The sequence below is a fragment of the Streptococcus urinalis 2285-97 genome (genome assembly GCF_000188055.2).
In the GTDB taxonomy this organism is placed as follows: Bacteria; Bacillota; Bacilli; order Lactobacillales; family Streptococcaceae; genus Streptococcus; species Streptococcus urinalis.
Map to the genome: position 1 here is coordinate 568,196 of NZ_AEUZ02000001.1, position 12,667 is coordinate 580,862.

A 12,667-nucleotide genomic window follows, 5' to 3' on the forward strand; every position below is an offset into this window, starting at 1 on the left:
GCTTTTTATTTAGTCGGAAATGACATTTCAATTAAATTATTTGTGTGTATCGTTTTTAGTTGATCATGTAGGACAATTTTAGAATCAATTTTACGTTTTAAGAAAAATTCGCGAATAGTTTCTAATTCACTCTCTTTTATCGCACGGTATTTATTTGAAATGAGCAATTCATAATGTTTTGGAGCTTGAGAAAAGACGACATCAGTATTTCCAGCTGAGTAAACTTCAACAAGGTGAGCATCAGTATTTCGTAACTGGTTTCGAACAAGTTCTGGGTGACTACTAGTAGTGTTGATTAATCTCATAATGATCCTCCTAAATATTCCTTATCTCATTATAACACTTATTCTAGAATTAGGTTCTTTTAATGGAGTCTTTTTTCCAAATATCAATGCCCCATTTATGACTTCCACGTTTAAGTTTTTCAATGGCTAAATCAACGGGAAACCAAGCAATATGATTGAAGTCTTCTAATGGTTCTCCAGCCTTTTGATAATCGGAAACTTCATAAATATAAGCTGGATTGTAAAAATAGGTATCTCTATGACTAGAATAGAAATACTCATCAGCTTGTCCTAAATAGTCGCCTAAGTTGGCTTCATATCCTAATTCTTCAATGAGTTCTCGTTTTAATGCCTGAGCGTGATCCTCATTTTTTTCAATTTCTCCTCCTGGTAAAAACCATGCCCCATTTGGAGCTTGAACTAGGACAATATTTTCTTTTTCTTTATCGGCAATAACGGTATAGACACCATATCGTGATTGATATTCAACATTTTCTTTTTTTACACCAAATGTGGGATTAGTCATAATAAACTCCTTTTTATTATTATACAAAATTTCACTTAAAAAGGACACGAATAGTATTAGAATTTTTATTATTATCGAAAAATAGAAACCGATTTCAACATGAAATAAAAAAAGAGCTAAAATAATAGCTCTTTTTAGTCACTTTTTTCAGCTGTTTGTATAGTTTTAATATTAATCTTACCATTACTTGTCATGACAGCTTTTAGTTCTTTATCGTTTGGATGTTCTAAATAGTAGTCTGTAATGGCATCTTCAATATGATCTTGAATGGTACGACGAAGTGGACGAGCTCCCATTTTAGGATCATAACCTAAGTCAACAAGTTTTTCTTTAACTTTTTCTGTGACATCTAGGTGAATATTATTATTAGCTAGACGATGATTCACATCTTCTAACATTAGGCTAACGATTTCAAGAAGATTTTCCTTGGATAATGATTTAAATTCAATGATACCATCAAAACGATTCATGAATTCTGGACTAAAGAAATTAGATAATTCACCTAAAACAGAATTTGTACGGCCTTCACGAGCAGCTCCAAAACCAACTGAAGCTTCAGCTTTACCTGTTCCCGCATTTGAAGTCATGATAATTATAGTATCTTTGAAACTGACTGTTCTACCTTGTCCGTCTGTAAGGCGACCATCATCAAGGACTTGTAAAAACATATGCATAACATCTGGATGTGCTTTTTCAATTTCATCAAGTAAAATGAGTGAGTATGGGTTACGTCTTACTTTTTCAGTTAACTGGCCAGCTTCTTCATAGCCAACATATCCTGGAGGAGCACCAACTAATTTGGCAACAGCATGTTTTTCCATATATTCTGACATGTCAAAACGAATCATACTATCTTCTGAACCAAATAACTCAATAGCCAATTGTTTTGACAGTTCAGTTTTACCAACACCTGTTGGCCCAACAAATAGGAAACTTCCTATTGGACGATTTGGTGTCCCAAGCCCAACACGATTACGACGAATTGCTTTAGCAATTTTATCAACAGCATCATCTTGACCAATAACATGAGACTTAAGGTCTTCTGCTAAATTAATCAATTGTGATTGTTCTTTTTCTTTCAAATCACCAACTGGAATATTGGTTTTTTGTTCAATGATTTCTTCAATATTTTTTTCAGTGATGACTGGCGTATCTTGGTCATCGATTTTTTGTTTTTGCATTTCTTTATATTTTAGAATTTGATCTCTAAAATAAGCAGCTCTTTCATAATCTTCATCTCTAGTTGCTTGTGCTTTGAGATTTTCTGCTTCAATTAATCGTTGATCAATCTCTTTAGGGTCAACAAAATTTAAAGTAAGATTCATTTTTGAACCTGACTCATCAAGCAAATCAATAGCTTTATCAGGTAAGAAGCGATCCTGAATATAACGATTTGAAAGAATTGCGGCTGCTTCAATAGCATCATCACTATACTTCACATGGTGATAATCTTCGTATTTTGGTTGGATACCTTTTAAGATAGTAATTGTTTCTTCTACTGATGGCTCATCTACTTTGACAGGTTGCATACGTCTTTCAAGCGCAGCATCTTTTTCAATGATACGATATTCATTTAAAGTAGTAGCGCCGACAAGTTGTAGTTCACCTCGTGCTAAAGCAGGTTTTAAGATATTACCAGCATCCATATTACCATCACCAGCATTACCAGCACCTACAATTTCGTGGATTTCATCAATGAATAAAATAACGTCTTGACGATTACGAATTTCTTCCATTAATTTTTGCATTCGTTCTTCAAATTGACCTCGGATGCCAGTTCCTTGAACAAGACTAACAACATCTAAACGAATAACTTGTTTACCTTGTAATTTTTGTGGAACATCACCATCTACAATTTTTTGGGCAAGTCCTTCAACAACTGCAGTTTTACCAACACCAGGTTCCCCAATAAGAACAGGATTATTTTTGGTACGACGATTGAGGATTTCAATGACACGCTTGATCTCTTCATCACGACCAATAACTGGGTCAATGCTTCCTTGTCTTGCTAGTTCAGTCACGTTTATTCCAAATTCTTCTAGAAGACCTTTTTGTTTTTGCTGGCTATTAGCTGTTGTAGGACCTTGTCTGAAACGACCATTATTGCCATTTCCATTTCCACCTTGTCCGCCAGCTTGTGTTGGTGGTGTATTTGGAAGATCACCACTGAATGATCTGAAATTATTTAAGTCGCCAAAGAAATCATCAAAAAGAGGATTTAGACTATCTTCTTGAGTTTTTTTACTTTGACTTAGACTACCTAAAATATTATGACTTGTATCAGTTTTCATAATTTGATAGCAATTTTGACATAAATCAATTTGTTGTTGTTTTCCATTTACATTCGTGTACAAATGAATAGTTGCTTCATTTAACTTACAATTTTGACAGAGCATTATTAACCTCCGTTACTCTTTTTCCTTTAATAAAAAGAGCTTCTTTCTACACTAAATTAACTATCTTTGACTATTAGTCAAAAATGGTCAAACTTTATAATTTCATTATAGCACCAGATATAGATTTTTCAAGTAAAAAGATTATAACATTAGCACTGTCGTATAAAGAGTGTTAAATTTGCTTGATTTTAAAGAAATGCTATAAAAAGCCTAAATTCAGTACTTTTCTTGTCGCTTTTATTATTTTTGTGATAAAATAAATAGGACAACAAAAGTAATAGGAGAAATAAAATGGAATCACATTTAGTGAGAATTATTAATCGCCTTGAATTAATGGCAACAGATGGTGGTAACTTAAAACGTAATTTTGAACGTGAAGGAGTCGTTGTTGCGGAAGTTTCATTTAGCAATGATCCAGAAAATGGTCCAGTATTCACATTAAGAGATGTTGAAGCACGTGAGTCATATTCATTTGATAGTATCGACTTAATTGCAATGGAAATTTATGATTTATTGTATTAATAAACACAACCTACTTTGAGTAGGTTTTTTATTTTTATTAAAAATTGAATTATTATTGTATTTTTATTCATAAAGTGCCATAATCTTTTTTATTATTATAAATTAGGAGTTAATCATGGACTTATCTTTTTTGCCAAAATATTGGGCTTACTTTAACTACGGTGTTGTGGTAACCTTGTTAATATCAGCTAGTGTTGTTTTTTTGGTACCATTATCGGCGTTTTAGTCACATTGTTGAAACGTAGTCACATCAAAGTTTTTGAATGGTTTGTGACTATCTGTGTATGGATATTCAGAGGAACACCAATGGTTGTTCAGATCATGATTGCTTTTGCATGGATGCACTTTAATAGTATGCCAACAATAGGTTTTGGAGTGCTTGACTTAGATTTCTCAAGATTATTACCAGGTATAATTATTATTTCATTGAATAGTGGGGCTTATGTTTCTGAAATTGTCAGAGCTGGTATTGAAGCAGTTCCAAAAGGACAAGTAGAAGCCGCTTATTCTCTTGGAATAAGACCTAAAAATACGATGAGATACGTTGTGCTTCCTCAAGCCTTTAAGAATATTTTACCTGCATTAGGTAATGAATTTATTACCATTATAAAAGATAGTTCACTTCTTCAAACTATTGGTGTTATGGAATTATGGAATGGAGCACAATCAGTTGTAACGGCAACTTACTTACCGATTTCACCATTATTATTTGCGGCCTTTTATTATTTTATTTTAACGACTATTTTATCTGCATTACTAAAGAAAATGGAATTAAAACTAAGTCAAGGAGGAAGGGTATAATGGCTACTGAGCTTATTTCAATTTTAGATTTACATAAACGTTTTGGAGATAATCATGTTTTGAAGGGAATTAACCTAAATATTCATCAAGGTGAAGTTGTAGTTGTCATCGGTCCTTCTGGTTCGGGAAAATCGACACTCCTTAGAAGTATGAATCTTCTTGAAGTACCTACAAAAGGAAAGATTTTATTTGAAAATATTGATATTACTGATAAAAAAATGACATATTTAAAATGCGTGAAAAAATGGGAATGGTTTTTCAGCAATTTAATCTTTTTCCAAATATGACTGTTGAAGAAAATATTACACTTTCACCCTTAAAAACAAAAAAAATAAACAAAAGCGAGGCGCAAGCCATTGCTGTCAAACTTTTAAAAAAAGTTGGTCTTGAAGATAAAAAGAATGCCTATCCACAAAGTTTATCAGGAGGACAACAACAGCGTATTGCTATTACAAGAGGTCTTGCTATGGATCCTGATGTTATGCTATTTGATGAGCCTACTTCTGCCTTAGATCCAGAAATGGTAGGAGAAGTTCTCTCTGTTATGCAAGATCTTGCAAAAACCGGGATGACAATGGTTATTGTGACTCATGAGATGGGGTTTGCGCGTGAAGTTGCAGATCGTGTTATTTTTATGGATCAAGGACAGATTATTGAAGAAGGAAGTCCTGAAGAAATCTTTGCAGCAGCAAAAGAAGATAGAACCAAAGACTTTCTCAGTAAAGTGCTGTAAAAAAAGATTGTAGTAACAATCTTTTTTTTGATGTAAAATAGTGAACAAAAGATATAAAAAATTAGTTAATAATTTGTTATAATGGTAGAAAATCTTATGGGAGAAAAATATGGTAAAAATAATTGATGGGAAAGCTTTAGCACAGAAAAAACAAATCGCGTTAGCAAAAAAAGTAGAAGCTTTAAAATCCAGTAGTCATATTGTCCCAGGATTAGTTGTTATTTTAGTTGGTGATGATCCAGCAAGTCAAGTTTATGTAAAAAATAAAGAAAAAGCTGCATTAAAAGCTGGATTTAAAAGTGAGACTGTCAGATTGTCTTCAGATATTTCAGAAGATGAATTAGTCTCTATTGTAGAAGAGTATAACAGAGATGATAGTATACATGGCATTTTAGTGCAACTACCTCTACCAAAACACATTAATGATAAAAGAATCATTTTGACAATTGATCCTCATAAAGATGTTGATGGTTTCCATCCAATGAATACAGGTCACTTATGGTCTGGCCGCCCTATAATGGTGCCATGTACACCTGCTGGAATAATGGAAATGTTATCAGAGTATCAAATTCCAATTGAAGGAAAACATGCTGTTATTATTGGAAGATCAAATATTGTTGGGAAGCCTATGGCACAGTTGTTGTTAGCTCAAAATGCAACTGTCACTTTGACACATTCTAAAACAAAAAATATTAAAGAGATTACAAGTCAGGCGGATATCCTAATTATTGCCATTGGACAAGGTCATTTTGTCACGAAAGATTTCGTGAAATCTGGTGCAGTTGTCATTGATGTTGGTATGAATCGTGATGATAATCAAAAACTAATTGGCGATGCAGATTTTGAAGATCTTAAAGACAAAGTGTCCTATATAACTCCTGTCCCAGGTGGTGTTGGACCAATGACCATAACCATGTTATTAGAACAAACTTATCAATCAGCATTTAGAAGTGTAAAAAATGGAAACAACTAAAGAATTATTACAAAAAGTTATTAATAAACGTGACAATGACTCATATAAAGGAACTTATGGTAGGGTCTTATTAATCGGGGGTCTTTATCCATATGGTGGTGCTATCATTATGGCTGCTACAGCTTGTGTCAATTCTGGTGCAGGTTTGGTAACTGTCGCAACTGATAAAGAAAATATAATGCCACTGCACAGTCATCTTCCAGAAGCAATGGCATTTGCCATTGATGATTTACCACTCATGAAGCAAAATTTAGAAGCCAGTGATGTGATTTTAATTGGACCAGGACTTGGAGAATCAAGCCGTTCTAAAATGCTCTTAAAACAAGTTATGCAAGTTGTTAGTGATGAACAGATATTAATTATTGATGGTTCTGCTTTAAATGTTCTAGCTAATATTAAACAAGTTCATTTTGAAACGAATCATTTAATCTTAACTCCGCACCAAAAAGAATGGGAAAGATTATCTGGCATAACAATTGCTGAACAAACTGATGAAAAAACAAAAGAAGCGCTAAGTCATTTTCCAAACAATAGTATTCTTGTTGCAAAAAGTCACGAAACAAGTGTCTTTCAAGGAGAACATGATCAAAAAATAGAAGCTGGCGGTCCCCATCAGTCAATAGGTGGTATGGGTGATACTTTAGCTGGTATGATAGCTGGATTTTCTGCACAATTTAGAGAAAATTTATTTGATACTGTTGTTGCGGCAACCTATCTTCATTCACTGATAGCAGATGAGCTTGCGCTCAATGCTTATGTGGTTCGTCCAACACAAATTAGCTCAGAAATTCCAAGGTGGATGAGACAAATTGTAGATGAGGAGAAAAACTAGTCCTAGGACTGGTTTTTTTATTCAAAAATCACTATGCAGTCATGTTCTTGCTTCTGCAAAAATTTGAAGAATCATGTTATAATAGTTACTGATTAAAATAGGTGTGGAACTGTTTGAGAAAGGTGGATTATGCCAGATTATTTAACTGTTAGTCACCTCACAAAATATCTAAAATTAAAGTTTGAAAGAGACCCATATTTAGAAAGGGTCTATCTATCAGGTCAAGTTTCGAACTTTCGAAGACGACCAAATCATCAGTATTTTTCTCTTAAAGATGAGAATGCTGTTATTCAAGCGACAATGTGGGGTTCTTCTTATAAAAAATTATGTTTTGATTTAGAAGAAGGCATGAAAATCAATGTTGTTGGCCGTGTGCAATTATATGAGCCTGGTGGTTCTTATTCAATTATTATTGAAAGTGCGCAGCCAGATGGCATAGGTGCTTTAGCTGTCCAGTTTGAACAACTTAAGAAGAAATTAACACAAGCTGGTTACTTTTTAGAACAGCACAAGCAACAATTACCACAGTTTGTCTCAAAAGTTGGCGTTGTTACAAGTTCAAGTGGAGCAGTTATTAGAGATATTATTACCACAATTTCAAGAAGATTTTCAGGAGTTGAAATTATCCTTTATCCGACCAAAGTTCAAGGTCAAGGTGCTGCTGAAGAAATTGTGAAAAATATTAGACGAGCTAACGAAAGACAAGACTTAGATGTTTTAATTATTGGTCGTGGGGGTGGCTCCATTGAAGATTTATGGGCATTTAATGAGGAAATTGTTGTTGAAGCTATTTTTGAGTCAAGGTTACCAATTATCTCAAGTGTTGGACATGAAACAGACACAACGCTATCAGATTTTGTAGCTGATAAAAGAGCAGCAACACCAACTGCTGCAGCAGAATTGGCAACACCAGTTACAAAAAGTGATTTATTAACTTGGCTTTCAGAAAGGCAAAATAGGTCATTTCAAGCTGTATTGCGACAGATAACGATTCATAGAGAAAGAACAACCCAACTTTCAAATTCAGTAATTTTTAGGCAACCTATGCGACTTTATGATGCTTATATTCAAAAATTAGATCAATTAAGTTTATCATTAAATCAAAGTTTAAAAAATCAGGTTCAGACAGCATCACAAAACATAAACTATTTAGATAGAAGATTAAAAGCAATTAATCCACAACAAGGTTTAGTCAATTTTCAAGATAAGTTAAGACAAAATCAGAAATTGTTGATGTCAAATATGACTAGCCTATATGATACTAAATTGGCAAGATTTGAAAAGGCTCAGGATACGTTGCTTTCTCTAGATACAGGTCGTATTGTTTCAAGGGGCTATGCTATCATTAAACAAAACGAACAAATAATTTCAAGTACAAAACAAATTAAACAAGGTGATCATTTGATGATAGAAATGAAAGATGGTCACATTAAAGTAGAGGTAGAAGATGTCAACAACTAAAACGTTTGAAGAAAATTTAAAAGATTTAGAAACGATTGTTTCAAAACTAGAAAGTGGTGAGGTGCCTTTAGAAGAAGCCATCTCAGAATTTCAAAAAGGAATGCTTCTTTCAAAAAATCTCCAAAAAACCCTAGATGAAGCAGAAAAGACACTTGTTAAAGTGATGCAAGCTGATGGTACTGAAACAGAAATGGATAGTTAATGGAAAAAATACCTCAAATAAATAGATCTATATATCACTTTTATCATAAAGAAAATCATACTTTCCAGAAATTAAGTGACGCCATTCTCTATTCAGTTGATTCTGGTGGGAAACGCTTTAGGCCGATACTCTATCTGGAGCTTCTAGAGAGTTTTAATTGTAAATTCAAACAAGGTCATTATGATGTTGCAGCGGCTTTAGAAATGATACATACTGGTAGTCTAATTCATGATGACTTACCAGCTATGGATAATGATGACTATCGTAGAGGAAAATTAACAAATCATAAAAAATTTGATGAAGCTACTGCTATATTAGCTGGAGATAGCCTCTTTTTAGATCCTTTCAGACTAATAGCGGATGCTTCTGATATAAATGATCATGTTAAAATCAAATTAATTCGTGCTCTATCAAGCTATTCTGGAACATTCGGAATGGTTGGCGGACAAGTTCTTGATATGACTGCTGAAGGAAAAAAGGTCAGTTTAGAAGAATTAAAAGTTATTCATAAAAATAAAACGGGTGCACTTTTGACGTTTCCTTTTGATGCAGCAGGCATTACACTTCAATTACCGGAAAATATCCATCAATTATTAATAGAATTAGGTCAGGAAATTGGTTTAGCTTTTCAAATAAGAGATGATATATTAGATGTAACAGCTACTTTTAACGAAATTGGGAAGACACCCCAAAAAGATATTAAAGCTCAAAAATCTACTTATCCAAGCTTATTAGGTTTGAAAGAATCTTATCATATTTTAAATGAAACTCTAAATAGAGCAAGTGTCATATCAGAGAAACTAAAAGATGCTAGTTCATTTGATCCCAAAGCCATACAAGACATGATTGAGAGGTTACGATTAGATGTCTAAAGAAAGAGTAGATGTTTTAGCTTATAAACAAGGACTTTTTGAAACAAGAGAACAGGCTAAACGTGGAGTTATGGCAGGTCTAGTGGTTAATGTTATTAATGGAGAGCGTTTTGATAAACCAGGTGAAAAAATTGATGATACTATAGAATTAAAACTTAAAGGTGAAAAACTGAGATATGTCAGTAGGGGTGGTTTAAAACTTGAAAAAGCTTTAAAAGTCTTTGATATAAGCATCAAAAATAAAGTAACTATTGATATTGGGGCTTCGACAGGTGGTTTTACTGATGTCATGTTGCAAAATGGTGCAAAAAAAGTTTATGCTGTTGATGTTGGGACAAATCAGTTGGTTTGGAAATTACGTCAGGATGAGCGCGTTATCAGTATGGAACAATACAACTTTAGATATGCAGAAGTTTCTGATTTTACGGACGAATTGCCTCAATTTGCTAGTATTGATGTTAGCTTTATTTCATTGAATCTTATTTTACCAGCACTTTCTAAACTCCTTTCTAATGGTGATGAAGTAGTTGCATTGATTAAACCACAATTTGAAGCTGGAAGAGAGCAAATTGGTAAAAATGGAATCATTAGAGATAAGACTATTCATTATTCTGTTTTAGAAAAAGTGACAGATTTCGCACAAGATTACGAATTTACTATTAAAGGACTAGATTTTTCACCAATTCAAGGTGGTCATGGGAATATTGAATTTTTAGTTCACCTTGAAAAATCAGACGCTCCAAAAAATCAAGTCCAAGACTTACTTCATGAAGTCGTTGAAAAGGCACATAGGGAGTTTAAAAAAAATGAAAAAGAGTGATCGCTTAGAATTAATTCGAAAAATTGTTCTCTCACGAGATATTGAAACTCAAAATGAATTATTGGCTGTGTTGAATCAAGAGGGTCTACATTTGACACAAGCTACTATTTCAAGAGATATGAATGAGATAGGAATTGTTAAAGTTCCTTCTGGTAATGGTAATTATATTTACGGCTTATCAAAAGAAAGTAGTTTTCAAAATGTTAGAAAGCCAAAACCCATTAAGACAACAATTTTAGCAGTTACTGAAAAAGTTTCTGGTTTAGAAAAATTTATTCATTTAGATGTAGTTCCTGGTAACAGTCGGTTAATCAAACGCTATATTATGGAAGATTTTTCAGAGAGTATTTTTAGTATTATTGTAGATGATGAAAGCCTATTGATAATAGCTAAAGAAGAAGAAAAAGCTGATTTGATACGTCAAGAAGTTTCAAAATGGATGACTGCATCACAAGACTAAAGGAGAACTATGCTCTTAGAAATTTCAATAAAAAACTTCGCGATAATAGAAGAAATATCTCTAAATTTTGAAAATGGGATGACTATTTTAACCGGTGAGACTGGAGCTGGTAAATCGATCATTATTGATGCGATGAATATGATGTTAGGCAGTCGTGCAAGTGTTGATGTAATAAGACATGGAAGTCAAAAAGCTGAGATTGAAGGTTATTTTACCATTGATAAAAATGATCAGTTGATTGCAATATTAGATGAAAATGGTATTGATTTTTCTGATGAACTCATTATAAGAAGAGAAATCCTACCAAATGGACGTAGCATCAGTCGTATAAATGGGCAAATGGTAAATTTATCAGTCCTAAAATCAGTTGGCCAATATTTGGTAGATATCCATGGGCAACATGATCAAGAAGAATTAATGAATGTACAACAACATCCTTATCTTCTAGATGAGTTTGGACAAGAAGATTTTATTGTTGCTAAAAATCATTATCAAACAATTTTTGATCAGTATCGACAATTACGAAAAGCAGTCATTAATAAGCAAAAAAATGAATTAGAGCATAAAGCTAGAATTGAAATGCTTGAATTTCAGATAGCTGAGATAGAAACAGTAGCTTTAAAAACAAACGAAGACCAAGAACTATTACAGGAGAGAGAAAAACTCCAAAATCATAAAAATATTGCAGATACGCTAACGAATGCACATCTTATGATTGATAATGAGGACTTCTCCAGTCTAACTAATATTCGGTCTGCCATGAATGACATGTTAAGCATAGAGAATTTTGATAAAGAATATAAAGAAATTGCCTCAAGTTTATCTGACTCTTATTATATATTGGAAGAAACTAGCAAAAAACTTGATACTATTATTGAAAATCTAGATTTTGATGGTAATCGCTTAATGCAAGTTGAATCAAGACTGGATATGATTAATAGTATCACTAGAAAATATGGTGGGAGTGTCAATGATGTCTTAGAATATTTTGATAACATTGTCAAAGAGTATCAAATGCTGACAGGTTCCAATAGTTCAAGTAATGATTTAGAAAAAGAATTGAAAGACTTGGAGTCTGAATTGTTAGTTGCTGTTGAACATTTAAATCAAAAAAGACATCAATTAGCTAGTGATCTTGAAATTTTGATTCAACAAGAATTAAAAGATTTGTATATGGGAAAGGCTAAATTTAAAGTATTTTTTAACAAATCTAAGTTTAATAGACTAGGAAACGAGCATGTCGAATTTTATATTTCAACTAATCCTGGTGAAGATTTTAAACCTCTCGTTAAGATAGCTTCAGGTGGTGAAATTTCCCGTCTCATGTTGGCAATAAAATCAGCTTTTTCTAGTCGAGAAGATAAAACGAGTATTGTATTTGATGAAGTTGACACTGGTGTTTCTGGAAGGGTTGCACAAGCTATTGCTAAAAAAATCAATAAAATTGGTCAAAATGGCCAAGTTTTAGCGATCTCACATCTCCCACAAGTTATTGCGATTGCAGATAATCAATATTTTATTTCCAAACAAAGTAGTCAAAATGCCACAGTCTCTACTGTAAAATTATTGACTTATGAAGAACGTGTTGAAGAAATTGCAAAAATGCTTGCAGGCGATGACGTCACAGATTCTGCTAGACAACAAGCCAAAGAATTATTAGCCAAAAAAGCTTAAGAAGTGATAGGAAACTATGACTTCTTTTATAATGACAATACTAGGGATATTTTGATTTATTTAGAAATCAATGATAAAATAAAGTGATAGAAACAAATTTCAGAATGGAAA

The 12,667-nt window shown here is 33.0% G+C and carries 12 protein-coding genes and 2 pseudogenes; 11 read left to right on the forward strand and 3 right to left on the reverse strand.

Annotated features, from left to right (window positions below):
* Positions 1-5: 5 nt before the first annotated feature.
* The 3 genes from STRUR_RS02845 to STRUR_RS02855 form a co-directional block, all read right to left on the reverse strand.
* Positions 6-305 (reverse strand): DUF1827 family protein, encoded by a 300-nt coding sequence (locus STRUR_RS02845; protein ID WP_006739330.1) that lies wholly within the window; start codon positions 303-305, stop codon positions 6-8.
* A 49-nt stretch (positions 306-354) separates the two neighbouring features.
* A complete protein-coding gene (locus tag STRUR_RS02850) occupies positions 355-810 on the reverse strand; it encodes an NUDIX hydrolase (protein ID WP_006738785.1) in 456 nt (151 codons plus the stop codon).
* A gap of 134 nt (positions 811-944) precedes the next feature.
* Positions 945-3,206, reverse strand: coding sequence for an ATP-dependent Clp protease ATP-binding subunit (locus STRUR_RS02855; protein ID WP_006738907.1), 2,262 nt, complete (start codon positions 3,204-3,206; stop codon positions 945-947).
* 291 nt (positions 3,207-3,497) lie between these two features.
* On the opposite strand from STRUR_RS02855, the gene STRUR_RS02860 reads away from it, so the two are divergent.
* From STRUR_RS02860 to recN, 11 genes and pseudogenes are all read left to right on the forward strand, one after another.
* Positions 3,498-3,728, forward strand: coding sequence for a DUF1797 family protein (locus STRUR_RS02860; RefSeq protein WP_000443582.1), 231 nt, complete (start codon positions 3,498-3,500; stop codon positions 3,726-3,728).
* A 115-nt stretch (positions 3,729-3,843) separates the two neighbouring features.
* Positions 3,844-4,529, forward strand: a pseudogene (locus STRUR_RS02865) (amino acid ABC transporter permease).
* Positions 4,529-5,262: pseudogene (locus tag STRUR_RS02870) on the forward strand (amino acid ABC transporter ATP-binding protein). Before STRUR_RS02865 ends, STRUR_RS02870 begins: the two co-directional pseudogenes overlap by 1 nt.
* 109 nt (positions 5,263-5,371) lie before the next feature.
* Positions 5,372-6,235 (forward strand): bifunctional methylenetetrahydrofolate dehydrogenase/methenyltetrahydrofolate cyclohydrolase, encoded by an 864-nt coding sequence (locus STRUR_RS02875; protein WP_006738844.1) that lies wholly within the window; start codon positions 5,372-5,374, stop codon positions 6,233-6,235.
* On the forward strand, positions 6,222-7,067 hold the full coding sequence (locus STRUR_RS02880; RefSeq protein WP_006739929.1) for an NAD(P)H-hydrate dehydratase: 846 nt from the start codon (positions 6,222-6,224) through the stop codon (positions 7,065-7,067). The genes STRUR_RS02875 and STRUR_RS02880 overlap by 14 nt, the downstream gene beginning before the upstream one ends.
* A gap of 129 nt (positions 7,068-7,196) precedes the next feature.
* Complete coding sequence (gene xseA, locus STRUR_RS02885) at positions 7,197-8,528, forward strand: exodeoxyribonuclease VII large subunit (RefSeq protein WP_006740481.1); 1,332 nt, start codon at positions 7,197-7,199, stop codon at positions 8,526-8,528.
* A complete protein-coding gene (locus STRUR_RS02890) occupies positions 8,515-8,730 on the forward strand; it encodes an exodeoxyribonuclease VII small subunit (protein WP_006738484.1) in 216 nt (71 codons plus the stop codon). The genes xseA and STRUR_RS02890 overlap by 14 nt, the downstream gene beginning before the upstream one ends.
* Positions 8,730-9,602 carry a polyprenyl synthetase family protein gene (locus STRUR_RS02895; protein WP_006739080.1) on the forward strand — a complete coding sequence of 291 codons (873 nt, stop codon included), beginning with the start codon at positions 8,730-8,732 and terminating at the stop codon, positions 9,600-9,602. The genes STRUR_RS02890 and STRUR_RS02895 overlap by 1 nt, the downstream gene beginning before the upstream one ends.
* Positions 9,595-10,422: a TlyA family RNA methyltransferase gene (locus tag STRUR_RS02900; protein WP_006739088.1), complete on the forward strand. Its 828-nt coding sequence runs from the start codon at positions 9,595-9,597 to the stop codon at positions 10,420-10,422. Before STRUR_RS02895 ends, STRUR_RS02900 begins: the two co-directional genes overlap by 8 nt.
* A complete protein-coding gene (locus STRUR_RS02905) occupies positions 10,409-10,882 on the forward strand; it encodes an arginine repressor (protein ID WP_006738687.1) in 474 nt (157 codons plus the stop codon). The genes STRUR_RS02900 and STRUR_RS02905 overlap by 14 nt, the downstream gene beginning before the upstream one ends.
* A gap of 9 nt (positions 10,883-10,891) precedes the next feature.
* On the forward strand, positions 10,892-12,556 hold the full coding sequence (gene recN, locus STRUR_RS02910; protein WP_006738937.1) for a DNA repair protein RecN: 1,665 nt from the start codon (positions 10,892-10,894) through the stop codon (positions 12,554-12,556).
* Positions 12,557-12,667 lie beyond the last annotated feature (111 nt).

What these genes read in the sequence shown, in the direction of transcription:
- STRUR_RS02860 (WP_000443582.1), top strand. Translation starts at nt 3,498, where the DNA reads ATGGAATCACATTTAGTGAGAATTATTAATCGCCTTGAATTAATGGCA.
- STRUR_RS02855 (WP_006738907.1), bottom strand. Translation starts at nt 3,206, where the DNA reads ATGCTCTGTCAAAATTGTAAGTTAAATGAAGCAACTATTCATTTGTAC.
- STRUR_RS02880 (WP_006739929.1), top strand. Translation starts at nt 6,222, where the DNA reads ATGGAAACAACTAAAGAATTATTACAAAAAGTTATTAATAAACGTGAC.
- STRUR_RS02850 (WP_006738785.1), bottom strand. Translation starts at nt 810, where the DNA reads ATGACTAATCCCACATTTGGTGTAAAAAAAGAAAATGTTGAATATCAA.
- STRUR_RS02895 (WP_006739080.1), top strand. Translation starts at nt 8,730, where the DNA reads ATGGAAAAAATACCTCAAATAAATAGATCTATATATCACTTTTATCAT.
- recN (WP_006738937.1), top strand. Translation starts at nt 10,892, where the DNA reads ATGCTCTTAGAAATTTCAATAAAAAACTTCGCGATAATAGAAGAAATA.
- xseA (WP_006740481.1), top strand. Translation starts at nt 7,197, where the DNA reads ATGCCAGATTATTTAACTGTTAGTCACCTCACAAAATATCTAAAATTA.
- STRUR_RS02900 (WP_006739088.1), top strand. Translation starts at nt 9,595, where the DNA reads ATGTCTAAAGAAAGAGTAGATGTTTTAGCTTATAAACAAGGACTTTTT.
- STRUR_RS02905 (WP_006738687.1), top strand. Translation starts at nt 10,409, where the DNA reads ATGAAAAAGAGTGATCGCTTAGAATTAATTCGAAAAATTGTTCTCTCA.
- STRUR_RS02845 (WP_006739330.1), bottom strand. Translation starts at nt 305, where the DNA reads ATGAGATTAATCAACACTACTAGTAGTCACCCAGAACTTGTTCGAAAC.
- STRUR_RS02875 (WP_006738844.1), top strand. Translation starts at nt 5,372, where the DNA reads ATGGTAAAAATAATTGATGGGAAAGCTTTAGCACAGAAAAAACAAATC.
- STRUR_RS02890 (WP_006738484.1), top strand. Translation starts at nt 8,515, where the DNA reads ATGTCAACAACTAAAACGTTTGAAGAAAATTTAAAAGATTTAGAAACG.